Annotated in this window: 13 protein-coding genes and 1 pseudogene; 6 read left to right on the top strand and 8 right to left on the bottom strand. The window is 68.4% G+C overall.

Features of this window, described 5'->3' with window-relative positions:
* Positions 1-38 precede the first annotated feature (38 nt).
* Positions 39-1,169, bottom strand: coding sequence for a hypothetical protein (locus NQU54_RS21530; RefSeq protein WP_257632483.1), 1,131 nt, complete (start codon positions 1,167-1,169; stop codon positions 39-41).
* A gap of 153 nt (positions 1,170-1,322) precedes the next feature.
* Here NQU54_RS21530 and NQU54_RS21525 point away from each other — a divergent pair, with 153 nt between their 5' ends.
* Positions 1,323-2,066 (top strand): UPF0158 family protein, encoded by a 744-nt coding sequence (locus NQU54_RS21525; protein ID WP_257632482.1) that lies wholly within the window; start codon positions 1,323-1,325, stop codon positions 2,064-2,066.
* Positions 2,067-2,091: 25 nt separating this feature from the next.
* Here the strand turns inward: NQU54_RS21525 and NQU54_RS21520 are convergent, their stop codons facing one another.
* A complete protein-coding gene (locus tag NQU54_RS21520) occupies positions 2,092-4,194 on the bottom strand; it encodes a hypothetical protein (RefSeq protein ID WP_257632481.1) in 2,103 nt (700 codons plus the stop codon).
* A gap of 653 nt (positions 4,195-4,847) precedes the next feature.
* Between NQU54_RS21520 and NQU54_RS21515 the strand changes: the two genes are divergently transcribed.
* From NQU54_RS21515 to NQU54_RS21505, 3 genes are all read left to right on the top strand, one after another.
* Positions 4,848-6,005, top strand: coding sequence for a recombinase family protein (locus tag NQU54_RS21515; protein WP_257632480.1), 1,158 nt, complete (start codon positions 4,848-4,850; stop codon positions 6,003-6,005).
* A gap of 631 nt (positions 6,006-6,636) precedes the next feature.
* Complete coding sequence (locus tag NQU54_RS21510; protein WP_257632479.1) at positions 6,637-7,554, top strand: hypothetical protein; 918 nt, start codon at positions 6,637-6,639, stop codon at positions 7,552-7,554.
* Positions 7,555-7,967: 413 nt separating this feature from the next.
* Positions 7,968-9,065: an integrase core domain-containing protein gene (locus tag NQU54_RS21505; RefSeq protein ID WP_257632478.1), complete on the top strand. Its 1,098-nt coding sequence runs from the start codon at positions 7,968-7,970 to the stop codon at positions 9,063-9,065.
* Between the two features lie 19 nt (positions 9,066-9,084).
* Here NQU54_RS21505 and NQU54_RS21495 read toward each other — a convergent pair.
* Positions 9,085-9,734: pseudogene (locus NQU54_RS21495) on the bottom strand (winged helix-turn-helix domain-containing protein); the annotation flags it as partial.
* Between the two features lie 165 nt (positions 9,735-9,899).
* Here NQU54_RS21495 and NQU54_RS21490 point away from each other — a divergent pair.
* On the top strand, positions 9,900-11,309 hold the full coding sequence (locus NQU54_RS21490) for an IS701 family transposase (protein WP_441005750.1): 1,410 nt from the start codon (positions 9,900-9,902) through the stop codon (positions 11,307-11,309).
* A gap of 15 nt (positions 11,310-11,324) precedes the next feature.
* Here NQU54_RS21490 and NQU54_RS21485 read toward each other — a convergent pair whose 3' ends face one another.
* From NQU54_RS21485 to NQU54_RS21470, 4 genes are read right to left on the bottom strand one after another with little or no spacing between them, the layout of a single operon-like run.
* Entirely contained in the window at positions 11,325-12,194 is an 870-nt protein-coding gene (locus NQU54_RS21485) for a GNAT family N-acetyltransferase (RefSeq protein WP_257632475.1), read from the bottom strand.
* The gene (locus NQU54_RS21480) at positions 12,191-13,447 is read right to left on the bottom strand and encodes an ATP-grasp domain-containing protein (protein WP_257632474.1); all 1,257 of its coding nucleotides are present in this window, start codon (positions 13,445-13,447) and stop codon (positions 12,191-12,193) included. The genes NQU54_RS21485 and NQU54_RS21480 overlap by 4 nt, the downstream gene beginning before the upstream one ends.
* A 22-nt stretch (positions 13,448-13,469) precedes the next feature.
* Positions 13,470-14,687 carry an MFS transporter gene (locus tag NQU54_RS21475; RefSeq protein WP_257632473.1) on the bottom strand — a complete coding sequence of 406 codons (1,218 nt, stop codon included), beginning with the start codon at positions 14,685-14,687 and terminating at the stop codon, positions 13,470-13,472.
* Entirely contained in the window at positions 14,684-16,000 is a 1,317-nt protein-coding gene (locus tag NQU54_RS21470; RefSeq protein ID WP_257632472.1) for an ATP-grasp domain-containing protein, read from the bottom strand. Before NQU54_RS21470 ends, NQU54_RS21475 begins: the two co-directional genes overlap by 4 nt.
* A gap of 284 nt (positions 16,001-16,284) precedes the next feature.
* Here NQU54_RS21470 and NQU54_RS21465 point away from each other — a divergent pair, with 284 nt between their 5' ends.
* The gene (locus NQU54_RS21465) at positions 16,285-17,061 is read left to right on the top strand and encodes a class II aldolase/adducin family protein (protein ID WP_372505982.1); all 777 of its coding nucleotides are present in this window, start codon (positions 16,285-16,287) and stop codon (positions 17,059-17,061) included.
* Here the strand turns inward: NQU54_RS21465 and NQU54_RS21460 are convergent.
* Complete coding sequence (locus NQU54_RS21460; RefSeq protein WP_257632471.1) at positions 16,947-18,182, bottom strand: hypothetical protein; 1,236 nt, start codon at positions 18,180-18,182, stop codon at positions 16,947-16,949. The genes NQU54_RS21465 and NQU54_RS21460 overlap by 115 nt on opposite strands.
* Positions 18,183-19,602 lie beyond the last annotated feature (1,420 nt).

The following is a 19,602-nucleotide window of genomic DNA, read 5'->3' as shown; positions in this document are numbered from 1 at the left end:
CCGAGCCGTTATCCGGAGTTCGGGGTCCGTGCCGTCTGTTATCGGAGGTTGTGGGTGTTCAGACGGTGGATGAGGCCGGGGCGGCGCTGGTACGTCTCACGCAGACGCGTGAGGCGCTGCCGGAAGTCCGCTCCGTTGCCGACGTGGTCGCAGGCGTCGCGCAGGTCACGCAGAAGAGTGACCGCCTGGTCGTAGGCGTTGGTTTGTTTGGTGGCAATGTGCGCCTCGACCTGTCGCCACACGGACTCCGCATCGGTGGCCAGGGCTGTCAGGTGCTGGGCGCACGCTTCCGCCTGTCGGCGCTGTTCGCGTCGGCGGCGTTCTGTGCGGCGGGTGTGGGCGGCGTCGAGCAGGTGGGCTGCGGATCGGTTGCCGGGAGTGGTGGCCGGGGTGGCGGTGCCGCGCAGGCGGTGCAGCAGTTCGGTGTGCAACTGGGGTTCCTGTCCCAGGGCCAGCCGGAGCAGAAACCCGTCCTTTTCCTTTGCCGGCAGGGCGGTGATCAGGGGTTGGAGTTCTTTCTTCGTGGGCTTGGCCGTGGGTTCGGGGGCGGCGGGGCTGGACTGTGCGGCGACGGAGAGCAGGTCGGTATCGACGCGCAGGTAGTCCGCCAGTGCGCGCTGCGGGGCGGTGAGATCGGCCAGACCAGCCGGGACGGGAGGCTCGGTGACGGTCTCGTACTCCTCTTCGTCGTCGTCCAGCAATTCCCACGCGGCGAGGGCGGACAGCCAGGCGAGATACAGCGGCCGCAGGTCGCCTGCGGCGAGTTCGTCGCGTACGCCGATGAGCGCGGTCAGGGAGTCGTCGGCGCCCTCCGCCCAGTCGCCGCCTTCGTCCTCGCTGGTCAGATCAAGGACGATATGCGTGTGGGTGTTCCATGCCTCGACGTGCTCGTCGAGGCAGTACGGCTGGACGGTGCGCAGCGGTAGGCGCTGCTTGGGCAGCCGCAGCATCAGCTGGTGCGTTCCCCAGTTGGTGACATACAGGTGGGCGTCGAAGTACCGCTCGACCATGCGGCGCGGCTCGCCGCGGAAGTTTCCCCAGTGGTAGGTGTTGGTGAAGCTTGTCGCGGTGATCCGCGCCCGGGTGGACAGATCACGAAGCTGTTCCTGCTCCTCGCGGCTCAACGGCCGCTCAAGGGCCTGGAACTCGAAGTACTGGTACTCGCTCACCCACAGGACCCTACTGTCGGCCGCCCGCGGTCGCCCTCGAGAGGGGGCGCATGCTGTCGGGTCGTCCGTAGGATGAGTCGGCATGACCGGTGACGGAACGATGATGAGGACGACGGCAGAGCGGATCGCGAGGCGTGCCGCGTGGGCGCGGGCATGACCGATGCCTGGAGTGACCACGATGTGACAGCGCTCCGCGCCGCCTGCTACGCGGCGGACAGCAGGGCCCTTGTCGCGCTGCTTCGCACACGTGATGCGGAGCCGGTGCTCCAGCAGTGCGGAGACGTGCTGACCACCGCCGTTGTCCGGGGTGTGCCGGCAGCCGTGGAAACGGCCGCCCGGTGCTCGGCGGCGCTGCGGGTGCGGAATGGGGAAGGCGATGAGGTACTGGCGGATCAGCTTGACGCCGCGATCGGTGGCGCTGCCCCTTTCCTGCGTCCGTTGCCTGTCGATCTGGAGGAACTCTCCGGCCTGCTGGAGGGCGATCCGGCCGGGGGCGGTGGCTGGGTCGATCTGAACACCGGCGAGTGCCGGCCGGCGACGGCGGACTTCGGGGAGCCCTGGGGTGAAGGAGAGCCGGAGGACACCGGGCGGCGGCTGCATGTGGCATGCGCGAGGTCACACGCTGCTTACCGGGACATGGAAGACTTCATCGCCGCACTCGACGACCGGAGCCTCGCCGACGCCTTGGGTGCCACGATCAGGGGCCGGGGAGCGTTCCGCCGGTTCAAGGACGCGCTGGCCGTCTCACCGACTGAGCAGCGCCGTTACTGGTTGTTCAGCGCGGAACGCCGGCACGGCCGGGCCCGGACCTGGCTCGCCGATCACGGCTACCGGCCCACACCACGTGCGGGTTCCAGTCGGGCCCGGCCCACTCCGTACGCCCCGGGGCAGCCGTGACGAGCGGGGAGGGCGCGGGTCGAGGTCAGCGGCGGCGCTTGCGCTTCTTCGTCGTGCTGCGCCGTGCCCGGGTGCCGGTCGCATTCTGCCGTACGAGCTGAGCCGCTTTGGCGCGAAGGGGACCGTCGGCGAGGTGGCGCAGCGCTTCGAGTCCGGCCCGGTCGGGGTGGGCGGAGGCGAGTGCGGCCCCGATCGCCGTCTCGGCCTCCGCGCGGCCCTGGACGAGCAGGGCTTCCAGGAGGGCCTGCTCGCCGCCCAGGTCCAGGAGTTGGAGGAGGCTCTCGGCGACCATCAGCGCGGCCTCGGTGTCGGTCAGGTCCTCGTGGTCGAGGGCGCCGCGCTGGGTAAGGACCGTGAGGGCGGTGGGGGCCAGGTCCGGGTCGCCGCGCAGGGAACGCAGCAGTTCCGTGCCATCGGGCAGGGCGGTGGCCAGGGTGTCGAGAAGAGCGGCGGCACGAGTACGGAAAGGAGTAGTGCGTACGGTCTCCAGGAGCAGTCGCCGGGCGTGCCCGGGGCTGTCGTGGGCGGCGGTCCAGGCGGCGAGTTCGGCTTCGGCGTGCTCGGGGTCGTACTCCTGGGCCAGCACGCCCAGCAGTCCGGCGGCCGGTGCGTGGGTGAGCTCGCCCACCAGCGGTGCGCTACGGCCCTGGGCGATCAGCCGCCGCCGGACGGCGCGGGTGCCCAGATCGGTGAGGCGGATCAACTCCACGGGACCTGAAGCCAGTTCCGCACGCAACTCCTTCGCGCGGGCGGCGGCACTCGGGTCCGGGACGGCCGGGAGGGAGCCCAGCAACTGGGCGAGTTCCGCGGGCATCCCGGTGGGCAGTTGCGGACCGGCCGGGGGCTCATCGAGTGCGGTGTCCAGGAAGACGGGGTCGGCCATGCCCTGCTCGCGGGTGATCGCACCGAGGCGCTCCAGGAGGTCCAGGACGTGGCGCAGGTCGTGGTCGGCGTCCAGCAGCCACGCCCGCTGCTCGCGTTCCGGCGCCTCGCCGAGGGTGAAACTCATCCGGTAGGCGAGGTGGACCGAGTCGCGGAGCCGGGGCCAGGGCATCGGGTACGGAAGGCTGTAGAGAGTGTTGAGGATGTCGGGCAGCACATCCTGGTACACATCGAACAGCATCGAGGTGGCGTCGTACCCATCGGGGCCGCCCAGCAGTGGGCCCCGCAGCTCGAAGAACGCCTCGAAGGCCCGCTCCCACAGCGCGAGCGGATCCGCGAGCACCGGGCGCGCCTTGGCCACCGCGTACACCCGGCCCTTGGCCACCCGGATCAGCCGGGCCTGCTTCGCCCAGGCGAACAGCAGGTTCACACGCGGCAGTTCCGCACTGGTACGCACCTGCTCGACCGGGTCCCCGGTGTCCAGGACGCGGACGAGGTCCCGGGCATCGGCGAGGCGCAGCCGGCCCGTCTTCGTCAGATCACGGCCCTCGCTCCCGGCCCACCCGGCCAGTCCCGCCAGCTGCCCGATCAGGGGGACCGCGGCGGCCCGCTCCCGCAGCACGTCCTCCTCCGGCAACGTGACCGGCAGCTGCGGTTCCGCCCGTTCCCCCTGCGCCGGGCCGGCCGTCATGTGCCGGGTCATGATCGCGTCGAGGGCCTCGCGGTCGTAGGGAACCTCCCCGCGCCGGGCCCGCTCGGCGAACCGTGCCATCGCCGCCTGGTTCATGATGTCCACGCCCTGCTCGGCGGCGGTGACCGCCCAGAACTTCGCCGGCCCCCAGCGGGTACGGTCCGCCATCCGGGCGCCGAACTCCCCGGACGCGGAGCTCACCGCTGACTCCAGCGCGGTCAGGCCATCCCCACGGGGATCGGCCAGTCCGAACGCGTCGAAGTACCGCAGCAGGGCCAGCAGCGAACCCGGACCGTCGGGCAACGGCTGCCCCGGCAGCACGGTCAGCGTCCGCGGCAGCCAGTCCAGAAGAACCCCCTCCACATGAGCCGCCCGCCACAGCCCCAGACGGCCGTCCGCCGTCCCGCGGTGGCGGTAGTCAAGAGCCGACTGCACAACGAACGCGTCCGCGTCCGCCCCTTCGCCGTGCTCCCGCGCCCACTCCTCCACCCGACTCGCCAGCATCTCCGCGGCGGCGTCGAACTCCTCGTCGTCGGGCTCGAACAACATGCGCATGAACAGACCCCCTCACAGACACGAAGCAGTACCCGGCCACGCTACCCGGCAGAAAATAGGCCCCTGGACACCCACAACAACGGTTGCCGTCCCGCCGGCACGGATCCAGCCACCGGGCCGCCACGCAAGCAAAGAACGGAGCCACTTCGAACTGGCCGTACTCGGGGGTCGTGCCCGAGGCTATCGGCCAGGCAGCACACTGCGGCCGAAGCAACGGACACCGATCTTCATCCGTTCGAGTCAGCCTTTGTCCCGGGCCGTTGACGGCAACTCGCAAGCGGTCCACGGTCGACATGCCGGGCGAGCCCAGCGGTGAGCAGGAGGTGCCGACGATGCCCAGCCGACGCGCCACCCGCCGTCCCAGCCTCTGATACCGCGGCCGGGCAAGGTTCGCCCGCGGACTGGGCCGGCGAACCCTGGCAGCGGCGGTTCGGATCCTCGTCCCCCGAGCTGCCCGAACTTCGGTTTGCCTTCTACGGGCGGGTATCCACCGAGGACCACCAGGATCCCGCTACGTCACGGGCCTGGCAGCTGCTGCGCGCCCAGGCCCTCGCTTCCGGGCATGGGCGGATCGTGGCCGAATTCTTCGACATCGGTCATAGCCGGACCGTGCCCTGGGCGCGTCGTCCGGAGGCCGCCGCATTGCTGGCGCGATGGCCGACCCGGACCGGAGGTTCGACGCGGTCATCATCGGCTCCAGCGAGCGGGCCTTCTACGGCCATCAGTTCGCGACCATGGCCCCGCTGTTCGAACACTACGGTGTCGGAGCCTGGGTGCCGGAGCTGGGCGGCGTGGTGGATCCGCAGATCGGCGGGCAGGAGGAGCCGATGATCCTGCTCGGCATCCTGTCCAAACGGGAGATCGCCCGCGCCCGGATCCGGGTGCGCAGCGCGATGACCGTGCAGACCCGCGACCAGGGCCGTTACCTCGGCGGTCGGCCACCGTATGGCTACCGGCTGGTGGACGCCGGACCACACCCCAACCGGGCACTCGCTCGCCGCGGCCTGCGCATCCAACGTCTGGACATCGCCCCATACTGCGGGCCGACCCTGTCCTGGATCTTCACTCAGCGCCTGGCCCGGCACAGCATCGCGCGCATCGCGCGTGCTCTGAGCGACGCCGGTATCCGTTGCCCGTCCGCTGCCGACCCCGGACGCAACCGGCACCGGAACGGTCAGCGTTGGGTACTGCCCACGGTGCGGGCCATCCTGGCCAACCCCCGCTACACCAGTCACCAGGTCTGGAACGGCCAGCGCACCGACCATGACCTGATCGATGCGGCCAACACCACTCTCGGGCACCGCGACGTGATGCGGTGGAACACCCCTGCCGACTGGGTTATCTCGGCCCAGCTCGCGCACCCGGCGCTGGTCAGTGAGGCCGCCTTCATCGCCGTTCAGCACCTTCACGCCGTCCGGGAAACCGCTCCCGGCCGGACCTATCTCCTGGCGGGGCTGCTGCGCTGCGGCGCCTGCGGGCGTCGGATGGAATCCCACTGGGCTCGCCATCGCCCTGCCTACCGGTGCCGCCACGGCCACACCAGCGCCACCAGGCCCATGCCCGGCCGCACTCCCAACGCCTACGTGCGCGAGGACCAGATCTTACCGCACTTGCCTGCTCTGCTCGTCCGCCTCACGCACCACGACCCGGACGGAGCCGAGCCGATGGCCCTGATCGCGAGTGCAGCGACGCTCTCGTCGGCCGACGCTGTCGCGCACCTCCGCAGCGAGGCGATCTCGCTGATCTATGACCCGGTGGCCAGATCCCTGACCGCGGACACCCCACGAGCAGAAAGGATCACGATCGGCTGATCCAGAGCCCGACCACCGAACCCCTGGCGAAGGGAGAAGCCCAGGAGAGAGCCGAAACGACGAACACCCGCGTCCAGCCAGGAGCCGGAGGCGGGTGCCGATTCCGCCTGCCCTGGAAACGGACAGTACGGGGAGGTTGTGTCCGAGGGGGGATTCGACCACTGACGATACGGTCGTGGTGGCACAAGGGAAGCTCTGGTTCTGAGACGGCTGACGGGGTACGCCAGAACCGACTGCCACGGACGCCGGCCCGGCAGGGTTTCGCGGCTCGTCACACGACGACGCGGGCACACCACGATCGGCACGACGGCGGACTCGCCCTGGCTCTTCCCCGGCGCCCTCGCCGGCCAGCCCCTCAGCAGCCACCACCTCGGGAAGCGGTTGAGACGCCTGGGCATCTACTCACGTCCGGGCCGGACCTCCGCGCGGATGGGGCTCTCCACCCAACTGCCAGCGGCGATCCTCACCGAACCCCAAGACCGCCACCGCCTGGACCCAGGAAGGCGGCCACTGGCCGCGATACGCCGCAGCACTCCACGACCGTCCCCACCCCCAAACTTTGCTGAGCCGCACAGCGGGCGATAGTGAAACCCCGAGCGCCTGACGGTCCGGCGGCCTTATCGTCTCGGCCATGGATTCAGAGCAGTTGAAAGGTTCATCCCATAGATGGATGAATGCCGCACTGACGGCCTTTGTCGAAGGCACCGAGAGCTACGACTTCGCCGTTCACCACGCCGGAGTCGCCACGGAGCACCTGCTCAAGGCATACCTGGCCGCGATTCATCCAGCTCTGATCGTTGACGGTCGGCACTTCGACTCGTTGCTCCATGCCACAGGTCTGGGCGCCCACGCAGGCCCATTGACCAAGGTCAGGACCATCGGCCTTGCTGAAGCTCATGAGCGGGTGCTCAAGCTCCTTCCCCGGAAGATCCCAATCGACAAGAAGGCCCTCGAACCCCTGGCGGACGCCCGCAACGGAGTGGCCCACAGCGCGATACACGACTCGGCGCAAGCCGAAGCAGTGTTCACCGTCTGTATTCGCGTGGTCGACCCGGTTCTCGAAGAACTGAAAGTCGATCCGACCAACTACTGGGGCCCATACCTGGCCCTGCACAACAAGCTGGTCGATGAGCAGGTGCGACAGGAACGCGTTGCGGTGGAAGCCCTACTGGTCAAGGCCCGTTCGTTGTTCGAACAGCGCTTCGGGCACATGTCACGCAATGAGCGTGACGTGGTCCTGGCCGCCATCACCAGTCAGCCGCTGATCACCATGACCCGGGAAGCACCAAGGGAGTGCCGGGCCTGCGGTTCTCAGGGATGGGTGGCCGGCGAAGTGAGGATCATCCGCGACATGGACCACGGCGTCGTCCCGGGCGAGGTTCTCCTCGACCCCTATGAGTTTCACTGCGCAGCGTGCGACCTGGAAGTGGGCACCAAGCTGCTCATGCACTTGGGCGATCTGGCCCAGGGCATCTTCGTGGATGGCGACCCCTACGACTACATCGACGTCGAGCCGCCAGTGGACGAAGATATCTACAGAGGGCGTTAAGACGAACCACCCTCATTCCCAGTTACTCGGAAGTTACCAATAAACCGTCGATCGAGCCCTTTTTAAGTCCAGCCCTTCAGTACACGCAAGACTAGAGGTCCGGATACGCGATTTCTTTGGGGTGCTCTCTCAGGCTTTTCAGCTTCAGCACGCCCTGATCCGTCTTATTTATCAGGAAGAGCTCACGAGTATTACATTCCGTGCACACATCCACCGACGCTAGAGGCCAAAGATCCAGCGGTACTCTCGCGGGGCCATTACCCACGTAAATATGCTTGGGCCTCAACGGTGCGCTTGCCGAGAATGTCATCCGCCCTGGTCGGAAGCCTGCACCTGGACTGGCGGTCGTCGGCCTCGTCGCTCGAGTAGGCGCTCTCGCGTAGCGGGTGGTCCACGCGTCATGATGATCGACCGTGCTGCTGCGACTGGCCTACCTGGTAGTGACCAACGTGTTCGCGCTGCTGCGTCTGCTGCCGATGAGCGACCGGGACAAGGATGCGGAGATCCTGGCCCTCCGCCATCAGAGCACGGTGCTCGAACGCCAACTCGGAGGTGCCCGAGTACGGTTCACTCCAGGCGACCGGGCGTTCCTGGCGGCGCTGCTGCACCAGCTGCCGTTGCCGGTTCTGCGGCAGGTGCGGTTGCTCGTGCGTCCTGACACGGTACTGCGCTGGCATCGCGACCTCGCAAAGCGCCGGCATGCCGCCTCATCACGGCCCAAGCAACCCGGTCGGCCTCGTACCGTGCGCTCCGTCCGGACTCTGGTACTGCGCCTGGTCAGGGAAAACCCGAACTGGGGCTACAGGCGGCTTCACGGCGAGCTGCTGGTGTTGGGAGTGAAGGTGGCCGCCTCGACCGTATGGAAGATCCTCAAGGATGCCGGCGTCGATCCAGCGCCCGGCCGGAGCTCCAGCACATGGGCCAGCTTCCTGCGCTCCCAAGCCGACGCCCTCCTCGCCTGTGACTTCTTTGAGACGGTCACCCTGTCCGGCGCCCGGATGTACGTACTCGCGGTGATCGAGCACAGCAGCCGCCGCATCCGGATCCTGGGCGCCACCGCACACCCGACCACCTCATGGGTAACCCAGGCTGCGAAGAACCTGGTCATGGACCTCGAGGACGTAGGCTGCCGGGCCCGGTTCATGATCAGGGACAGGGATAGGAAGTTCCCCGGACTATTCGATGACGTCCTCAAAGACGCGGGGATCGAGGTCATCCTCACCGGCATACAGATGCCACGAACGAACTCGATCATGGAACGGTGGGTGCAGACCTGCAGACACGAGCTCCCGGACCGGACCCTGATCTGGAACCAACGCCACCTCCTCCACGCCCTACGGGAGTTCGAGCAGTTCTACAACACTCATCGGCCCCACCAGGGCATCGCGAACGCCCGGCCACTGCACCCGCTGCCCGCACCGATCACCGATCCGGACAAGTTAACCCGCCTCGACATACGACGACGCGACCGCCTCGGCAGCCTCCTCCACGAATATCACCATGCTGCCTGACCTGCATGGATGAAGTTCTCGGCAAGGACAAGGCCAAAGCGGCGATCGATATGCGTCTGCGGGAGCGGCCCCGCACCCGCACCACCGGAGTGCGGCCCCGCTGTGACCAGGTCCGGGCACGCGGCGGCGTCATGGAGAAGCCGGCTTCGTCCTCGAAGACCAGCCACGCCCCACGGGCCGCCGCGAGCCTTCCGCGCAGGGCCACACCTCCTTGACCCACCCGGTCACGGCGTCGTCGTCCCGCTCCATGGCCCGGCGGGCGGGCACCTGACAGGACCAGCCGTTGCGTACCAGCAGCTTCCGCACCCCCTGGACCGTGTAGGCCAGGTGAAATCGCCGACCGATCACGGTTCTGACGCGCTCCAGCGTCCATCGCTGGTCCTCCCAGCCATGCGCGGCCGGCCCCTTGGCCAGCTCCGCCTCCAGCTGAGCGAACTGCTTCTCGCTCAGCCGCGGCAACGACGCGGGCCCCTGCGACCGCAGAGCACGCGGACCACCCTCATCCCACGCCTGCCGCCACCGCTGCACCGATCGGACACTGACCCGCAGATCCTTGGCGATCACCGAACTCGCCTCACCACAGGCGAACCGCTCGCCCGCCTGGAGGCGTAACTCCTCGCGGAACTCCTGCCGTTCGGCAGTCAGCCCGCCACCCTGTGGATACCGCATGTCCTGGTGATACCGCAGGGGACCGCAGCCCGTCAGCCCCTACGACAACACGAGTTCAATCTCAGTAGCGGTAGTTCGTTAAATCCGGCGGTGGTGTGGGTTGACGGCCGGTCGGGTTGGTCGTAGGCCGGTGGTAGGAGTCAACTGCCTTGCTGGGGGCTGAAGATGACCGCTCGCCGTCCGTGTCCGCCTGCGCCGGGGCCGTTGGAGGAGTACGCGGCCCGGTTCGACGACCTCTTCTTCAGTCTCGCCCAGCGGCGGGGCTTTCGCGAGTACCTGACCGGACTGCTGGCGCCACGGGAGCGGAACAAGACGATCACCTGCCTGGCAGGGGCGGAACCGGTGGCAGGTGCGGGGATGCCGGCGGTGCAGCGGCTGCAGTTCTTCCTGTCCGAGTCGCCCTGGGAGGCCGAGCAGGTCAACGACCGGCGGCTTGAACTGCTGCGCGAGCAGCCGGCGACAGCTCCGCACGACGGCGGGGTCATCGTGATCGACGACTCCGGGGACCGCAAGGACGGCACAGCCACCGCACACGTGGGCAGGCAGTGGCTGGGCCGGCTGGGAAAGACGGACAACGGCATCGTCACGGTGACCACGGTGTGGACCGACGGCCGTGTGTACTACCCGCTGCACGCCACTCCCTACACCCCCGCCCACCACTTCGCCCGCGGCCGGGCCGATCCGGCCTTCCGTACGAAACCGCAGCTGGCCGCCGCCCTCGCGGCCCGCGGGAAGGAGGTGGGCTTCGGCTGCCGCGCGGTGGTCGCCGACTGCGCCTATTCCGTCAGCGACGACTGGTACCTCGCACTGCGCGAGGCCGGCCTGGCCTACGTGGTCGCGCTCAAGCCGCACCGCGGCACCTGGGCTCCGGCCGACCAGCCGCACACCCCCATCGAAGCCGCCCACGCCCTGACCTGGCGCGATGCCAAGCGTCCAGGCGACTGGACACCCGTGGAGCGTCACTTCCGTGACGGGCACACCGAGACCTGGTGGGCCGCCGATGCCCGCCTGGGCGGATACGGACCCGACTCACCCTGCCGACTGGTCGTGGCCACCACCGACCCAGCCGGCCTGCCGGAGAAGGCCACCTGGTACCTGGCCACCAACCTGCCCCACCCCCACGCACCCCACGCCACCACCAGCCCGCACCCGCCGGCCGACCTCGCCGAGATCATCCGCCTCTACAGCCTGCGGCCCTGGATCGAGCAGAGCTACAAGCAGATCAAGGACGAACTCGGCTGGGCCGACTTCCAAGTCCGCTCCGACCGCGCCATCCGCCGCCACCAGACCCTGGTCAACTGCGCCTTCTCCTTCTGCTGGGACCAATGGTTCGCCCCACCAGGGCCCCTGGATACCACCGCGCCGGACCCCTGCCCCGACGAAGGGCCAGAGAGGGGGACCGGCCCCGTCCCACCAGCCCCAACAACCTTGTTGGCCCAGGGCCTTACGAGCCATCCGCTCCTGGCTCACCCCCGCCACCACCCTCACCCGATGGTGGCGAGCCTGGACGGACAGGGACCCACCCTCCGAGCTCCAGGCCCTGATCGACGCGGTCACCACCGGACACGGCATTGACCTCTACCGCCGGATTTAACGAACTACCGGTAGACACACCCTATCGGGCACGATCTTCCTGTAGAAGCAGACTCGATCCTGCCCCGGGCCGTCGTAGTCGACACACACGGGCAAGCCGTCGACCTCGCGATCGCCCGGTTCGAGAGTGAACCCCATGGCCTGGTGGAACGCGATGGAACCGGTGTTGCCCGGCGAGGTGATCGCACGCACCTCGCGACGGCCTGCGCCGGCAGCTCGCCGGAGGAACTCCGTGTAGAGCCTGCGGGCCAGGCCCTGCCCGCGCAGCGTCGGATCCACTCCCACGAAGTGGATGTAGGCCTCCTCGTCGTTGTCCGCGGCGTAGAAACCGATGAGGAACGCTCTGATGTCCGCGTCGTCCTCCAGCACCAGGCTGGTGCCGGAGAAGAACTGCAGGAAAAGCCTCGGCAGGAGCAGCGACAGTTCGCGGGCTTGATCAGGCGTGCGGGAGTCGCTCCACCACTGCTGCACGCGGCCGACGATCATGCGGTGATCAGAGACGCGTGCCTGGCGCAGCCCGAGTGCCGCGTCCACTTCCTGCTCCATTCGTCCTCCCCGACTGGAACGAGAGACCGCGAGATCCTTACCGTGCGCAGGGAGATCGGGTCGCACGTCCGAGGAGTCGCGCACCATCTCCAGGACGAGCAGTCCAAGCCGGACGCCCAGCGGCCCCAACTCGGCGCGGTAGCGCCGCAGGGCCTCATTCTCCCAGGCGAGCTCGGACCTCGGCCAGCCCATTGCCGTGCGCAGCTCACCCAGCCGGCGCGCGGCGCCGGCGCGTTGTCGCATCAGTGCGGCGATGGTCCGGTCCATGCCTGCGATGAGGGCCCGTTGCTCTTCGACCGCGGAGAAGGAGACCTCCGTCATGCGAACGGATCCAGCGCTTCGTGGGCCTCGGCAAGGACGTCCCCCATGGTCGGCGCGGACTCGTCGGCGACCGGTGTGGTCCGCACGACAATCGACTCGGAGACCTCCCGGACGCGCCGCACGGCCTCCGCACCGGTGGGCGCCTCCACCAGGACGTAGCCAACCCTGTCGTCGGACCACTGCACGGGCCGGACGACGTCCCCGACCTCGGCCCGCACGCTCAGTTCCACCACCCCGTCCGCCGCTCGGGCGGAGTCGACACCGGACACCTCGGCGATCCGGCCCGGCGCCACGTCGAGGAACTGGACGGCTGCCCCACCGCGCGGCCGGGGGACCGGAGCGGTGAAACCCGGGTCGGCGGCCATCCGGAACGGCAGCGCCTCCAGGTCGATCCCGGTGGCCAGCTCGACGAGCTTGCTGATGCGGTCGCCCCCGGCCCTGCTGTGCGACTCGATCACCCGCGGCCCCCGCTCGGTGAGCATGATCTCCGTGTGGGCCACCCCGTCCACGAGGCCCACCGCGTCCAGCACCGCACAGGTGAACTCACCGACCGCGGTGGTATCCCGTTCGCCCAGCGGCGCCGGTACGACATGCCCCTGCTCGATCACCCCGTCCTTCGTGTCCTTCCCCGTGACCGCGACGACGGTGTGGCGTCCGGCGTGGGAGAAAGTCTCGACGCTCAGCTCCTCGCCGGTCAGCAGCGCCTCGATCATGAAATCGCCGACGCCGTACGAGCCGATCCACTCCCAGATCTCGGACACCTCGTCGACCGAGCGGACCTTGCGCACGCCGAGGCTCCCGGAGCCCATCAACGGTTTGACGACCGCGCTCCCGTGCTCGCCCACGAAGGCACGGAGGTCCTCGCGGGTCGTCCTGCGGGCGGCGGGAACGGGCCCCAGGCCCTTCTCATTCAGCAGTTCCCGCAGCGCCAGCTTGTTGTGCAGAGTCCGGGTGACCTCCAGGCCGTTACCCGGAAGTCCCAGGGTGGTGTTCAGATGCCCGGAGATCACCTGCCCGGTCTCGCTGTGCGTGATGATCCGGGAGAAGGGGTCGACGGAGTGGAGCGTCCGGGCCAGCTCCGTGACGAGCCGTAGGTCCTGGAAGTCGAAGAGATGCAGCCCGGAGCAGTACTGAGCCACCTGCGGGTCGAATGTACCGGGCTTCTCGAAATTCGTAACGCGCAGACCGAGGTTCGCCGCCTTCTCCAGAATGCGGGCGTTTCCGGCGAGAACAAGGATGTGAGGATGTGCCATTTCCTACCTCTGACCAGGAGTGTTAACCGTTTTGTTTCACCGGGCTGTGGACGGTGTCGGACATTTCTCGACGGAATCGGAGAGCACCCGCGAAATACAGCCCGCACGCCGTCGCCACCGCAGCCGCGGGAATCCAGCTGCCAACGGAACTGCCCGCATGCTCCGCCACATAGCCGCCCAGCGCGTTCCCGCAGGCCACGCCTGTGTTCGCACTGGCACTAGCCCAGGTGAACACCTCCTGCAGCCGGGCCTCCGAGGCGACGATCCGGCTGAGCAGATTGAATTCCTCAATTCCGATCGCGGCCATCGGAATACCGGCGAGAAAGAGGGTGCCCGCGAGCAGCCAGGGATCCGACTGCAGGGCGACGAGAGCGAAAAGCGGGACCCAGACGAGCAGCAGCCGACCGAATCGGCGGCCGGGCACCGCTTCGGTCGGCAGCAGCCCATAGGCGGTACCGCTCAGCACGCTCGCCAGCGCGGGCGCGAGCAGTACGAACCCCGCCGCCTCCGCGTCACCGGCCTCGCCCAGCACCGACACGACGGATACGTCCATGGCTCCGGTCACCGCCGCCGTCACCCCGCCGACGCCCACCAGCCAGGCCACCGGCAGCGACACCTCCCGGGAGGAGCCCCGGCGCCGGGTGCCGCCGTCCGGGCCCAGGCACTCGCGGACGAGCCGCGTGCACGAGAACCCCACGGCGCCGACGACAACACAACCGTCGGCGACGGCCAGGGCCAGTCCGGCGTGGATGGCGGCCAGCACTCCGGTCACCGGCGGCGCGACGACGAAGAGCATTTCCGTGACCACGGACTCCAGGGAGTTCGCCGTACCCCGCAGCCGTTCCGGGGTCCCCGACCTCGGCCACAGCGCGCGCATCGCCGCCCCGATCGGCGGTGTCGTCATGCCGATGACGCAGCAGCCGGCGACGAACGAGGGGACCGACCGGCCGCCGGCCCCGGCCAGCGCCAGCGCGGTGCCCGGGACGCTGACGCAGGCCATCGCGGCGTAGACCGCGGAGGTGCCGTACCGGGCACTCAGCCGTCCGGCGACGGGACTGCCGACGGCGACCCCGAGCATGAGACCGCCGGCCCCCAGGCCACCGACACCGATGCCGAGTCGGGCGGTCCCCAGGAAGAGGGCGCCCAGACCGCACGCGACGTAGCCGAACCGGCCCAGGACCGAGAAGAACTCGGCCTGCCTCAGCCCCGGGCGGTGGAAGAGTTCGGCGTACTGCCTCATCGCGCGCCGGGATCGGAAGGCTGTCGCAGCGGAGCCAGTTCCAGGGTGATGGCGCCCTCGATCGCCTTCAGCCGGGTGAAGAAGTCGCCGAAGTCGTCGCTCGTCGCGAGCACCCGGAACGGGTGTGAGATCGTCCCCTCGTCGGCGACCAGCCGGTCCCCGCGCCGCTTGGCGCGTACCACTTCCAGTACGCCGGGGAGCCGGGCGATCTCCTCCTCGCCGCTTGCCTCGATCACTTCGTACTCTCCCTGCGGCGGCTGAGGCGTGTAGTAGAAGGCGTGGCCGCGGAACCGGGGCAGGCCCGTCGGCGGCTGCCCGAGCGCGCTCCGTGCCAGCTGCTCCACGACGTCGTACCCGGCGGCCGCGCGCAGGAGTTCGGTCACGCCACCGCCGATGCGCCCGTTGATCTCGACGACGACCGGGCCGGCGGCGGTGAGCATGAGTTCCGTGTGGGTAGCGCCACGAGTGACGCCCAGGGCCCGCAGCGCGTCGGTGGTGGCCCGCCGGATCTCCGTGAGCCGGGGCTCCGGCAGGCCGGACGGCATTACGTCCCCCACTTCCCGGAAGGGGGGTGCCAGGGGCAGCTTGTCGGTGACCGCCAGGTGGTGGACCGTGCCGTCGTCGATCAGGGACTCGACGCTGACCCGGGTACCCATGCGGTCGTCGGCGTGCCAGTTGTCGCCCTCGATGACCTCCTCCACGACGAACACCGGCGGAGCGCCGATGACCCGCGGGTCCGTCGCGTACATCCCGTTCGCTCGCCTGAAGGCGGCGACCAGCTCGGGCAGGTCGTGCACGAGCGTCACGCAGAGGCTGCCGACGCCGACGGCGGGCTTGAGTACCACAGGGAACGTCAAGTCCTCAGCGGCGGACCGCAGACCGTCCTCGTCGGACACGACGGCGAACGCCGGGCAGGGCACTCCCGCCGCCCGCAGAGCCTCTCGTTGCAGGTCCTTGCGCCGCAGGCGAGCGGTCGCGACGGGCGGGTTGCACGGCAGCCCGAGGGCGGCGGCGGCCACGGCGGCGTGGTAGCTCACCAGCTCGCTCAGGGCCAGAACGCCGTCCACCGGCCCGGACCGCACGGCGATCCGGAGCACCTCGTCGATGGCTTGATCCGGTCGTTCGACGATCTGGACGGGGCCGAGTGCCGTCAACTGCCCGACCCGCCGGTCCTGGTCCTCCTGGGTGCCCCAGCGCAGCGTGACGACACTGCAGCGGGCCACGCCCCGCAGGGCGCCCAGAATGTCCTGCAATCCCGGTCCAGGAGGCGCGTCCACCAGAATCAGATGCGGCTTAGGCGGCGACTGCGGCACTGTGTTCTCCCTTGTTACCCACATTTCGGCACGGATTAACAAACGTAGATCGACAAGCAGGGATCGAGGATCGGTGAGCACGGACAAGCGGTCCCGAAAAGGCAGCCGAAAGCTTATCCCGTGTCCTTTCCGGCCAACACCGTGTTTCAAGCCAATTCATCGCCTCCGCTTGCCGGTCGGGTGCCCACGCTTCCCGGAATCCCACTGGTCGGCGGCGACCTAATACGGCATGATGACTTTGTCGAAGCACGTTCCCGAAGGAGGATTGAGTGAGCCTCGTCGATCTGAAGCCGATACCGAGGGACCGGCTGGCCTTACGAGCTCCGCGGGTTTTCGAGGACGTCACGGAAGAACGGCGCCATCGCCAGGAGAGTCTGGTTATTGCATTCCGCCTCTTCGGAAGGTTCGGGTTCGAGGAAGGAATCGCAGGCCATATCACGGCTCGCGATCCCGAACACATCGATCATTTCTGGGTGAACCCGTACGGAATGCCTTTCAAACACATCCGGGTCAGCGATCTGGTGCTCGTCAACTCCGCGGGAGAGGTGGTGCACGGCCGGCACGACATCAACGAGGCCGCGTTCGCGATCCACTCCCAGATCCACGCAGCGCGCCCCGAGGTGGTCGCGGCCGCTCACAGCCACTCCCTGCACGGCAAGGCACTCTCCGCGCTGGGCGAGAAACTGGAGCCGATCACCCAGGACGTCTGCGCGTTCTACGAGGACCACGGCCTGTACGAGGAGTACAACGGCCTGGTGGACGACACCGAGGAAGGCCGCCGCATCGCCCGCGCCCTGGGTGACCACAAGGCGGTGATCTTGAGCAACCACGGGCTTCTTACCGTGGGACGGTCGGTGGAGGCCGCCGCCTGGTGGTTCGTCACCATGGAACGTTCCTGCCAGGCGCAGCTGCTGGCCAAGGCGGCGGGCAAGGTGGTGCACATCGATCACGAAACGGCCGCGGCGACGTGCCGGGACATCGGCGGCGACGACTTCGCGTGGGTCAATTTCCAGCCGTTGCGCGACCAGATCGTCCGGGACGAGACCGATCTCTTCGACTGACACCCCCGGCCTGGACTCCTCGACGGAAGTGCACGCGGCCAGGTTGACCACATGGAAGCCCACCTCGCCCAGGAAATGGGCGATGAGCTGGTTGGCCACCACATGGGAATCGCTGGCGGCCACGCCGAGGACGACCAGCCGGCGGCCGCCGGGCGCAGGGGATGCGGGGGTCGGCGGTTGCTCCCATGACGTCGACATGCGAACTTGCTAGACCAGTTCGCCGGTGCACAGGTCGTCAAGGTACGCCTGCTTGGCGGCGTGGTCGCGCTCCGAGAGCAGGTAGCGGGACCAGCCGCGCCGCTCATCGGCGGTGGCGTCGAGTTCCTCGATGCTCTGGGTGGGCCGTAGGAAGCCGGGCTTCGACGGGTAGGGCAGGAAGCCGTCGCGCCGTCCCGGTGCAGCAGGACGAACCCCAGTTCCTGGCGGAACTCGAGCCGTTCGGTCGCAGCCTCCGCCGCCTGGAAGTCCCGCGCCTCGGCGGTGATCTCCAGGGTGGCGTCCTGGTGGGCGCCTCGGATGTCGTACCACTTCAGACAGGCTCCGGGCAGGTACGGGGACTCGCCGGGGAAGATCCGCTTGGCGTGGCTCGTCCAGTCCGCCGGGTAGTCGGCGAGGCCATCGAGGGAGGACTTCCTCTGGGCCATGGGATGCTGGTGCCTTTCCGTGGGTGAGGTGAACAGGTCGACGGTGCGGGGCAGCGGTGCGTCCTGCGAGAGGGTGAGGACCAGGTCGACGAAGGAGTCGAGCGACCGCAGCTCTGCCAGGTGCTCAGCCGACAGGACCGCCGCCTCGTACGGGTTGACGAGGGTCACGTACCGCAGCCGGGACGAGGGCCAGTAGCGGGGCAGCCGGTGTTCTGCGAGGTCCTCGGGCCGGGCGATGGCCCGTGCCATGCAGTCGAGCTGGTCGGCGCCGAGGAACCGCGAGACCACCGCGGGGGCGTGCGATCCGCCAGCCCGCGCGGCGCTCTCGACCAGGACCGGCCCGCGCACGGTCAGGATCACCTCGGTGTGCGCCGCCCCGTTGCGGATCTCCAGCGCGTCCAGGACGGACAGGACGTACGGCACGACGGTGGCGACGGCCGGGTCCTCCGGCGGCACCGGCTCCTCGAAGTCGTACATCGGACGGGCGCCGTCGGGGCTCTTGTGATATCTCCACACTCCACCAGGTGGTGGGCTCCGTCGCGGCTCACAGTGTTGACGAAGTACTCGTCACCGTGCAGGTGGTACTCCTGGGCGAGCACGGTCGTGTTGTGACCGCCGTAGCGGTCGGTGCCGGCGGTGACGGCCTCGAACGCCTCCTTCAGGTCCTGCTCCGAGTGGCAGAAGCGGACGTTGTCCGTACCGGCGCTGGCGAGGTCGAAGTTCAGCGGCGCGTGGCTGAGGACTCTCGTGCCCGGTCCGATCCCAAAGGGCTCGGGCGCCCATGCGGTGAGCCGGTCCACGGCCGCGCCGCCGAGCGGCACGAGCTTGGGAAGGCCGGTCGACCCCGAGGTGGAGGGAAAGAGACTCGTGTCCGGCGGCACGACAGCCGCGGGCGGTACGGGCTCGGCGGCCTGTGCGGGTTCGGTGGCAGGTGTGCCGGGGCGGGTGGACCGTTCGCCGTCGTCCGCCGGACCGTCCTCCGCTGTCAGCAGGTCCGGACAGCCCGCCCGCCCGCCGCGACAGCCGGTCCAGCACGTCGTGCCCGAGGTCGAGCGACGGCAGGAACACCGTCCGGCCGACGGCGAGACAGGCGAGGACCACCGCGATCGAGTGCGGCGATTTCCTCGCCCGCAGGCCGATTGGCGAACTTCTTGGTGACGCCGATAAACCGATCTTTTCGGCGGCCCGCCGACTGAGTTCTGCCAGGTCCGCATAGGTGACGACGGCGCCGTTCCATAACAGCGCCGATATGTCCGGCTTTCTCCTGGCATGGGCGAGAACATCGCCAGCCAACAGTTTGACACCTGCCTCCCCGTATCTCCCGTGGGAAACCGCTCTCTACTGTCACACCGTCGACGTTCAAGAGTCAACGGATCATGAGGCTGTCAGGGCGGGAGGCGAACGCGATTCCGGATCCGACTTCAGCCAACTTGGCGGCGGCACCCCCATGCCCAACAGAAATCACCCTTGATTTCCATCGCCTGCGGGAGCGTCCTTACTTCGACCCTGACCAGGCATTTTTGCCAAAAATCTGACTTTTGTAAGCAAATTCTCCGACCCATGGACCGGTCACGGAAGGAAAATTTCCGGCCAGGATGACTCGTTCCGGCAGGGCGCTCCAGGACAACATCGATAGATCCTTTTCAGACAGGGAGAATCCGATCTTCCACTCCAGAAACCGCTGTTAGGCACGGTCCCGGCCCGCCGGAAGACGCGTCCAATTCCATCGATCGACTGTTGACAGGGACCACGACCTATGAGAAAAACTTGCGGTCAATGAATCATCGTTTCCGCTGCAATCCGAGCCACTGCACGACCCGGAACATCGCCTTCCGTCCATTCCGCCAGTGGAGTTGATGAGTGAGCCGCAACGATGTGCCCCGCAGATCGGGCAGCC

Origin of the sequence: Streptomyces malaysiensis subsp. samsunensis (assembly GCF_024519315.1) — a bacterium.
Lineage (GTDB): Bacteria > Actinomycetota > Actinomycetes > Streptomycetales > Streptomycetaceae > Streptomyces > Streptomyces malaysiensis.
Note: the sequence above shows the minus strand (reverse complement) of the source record. Positions and strands in the feature narration are given on the sequence as shown.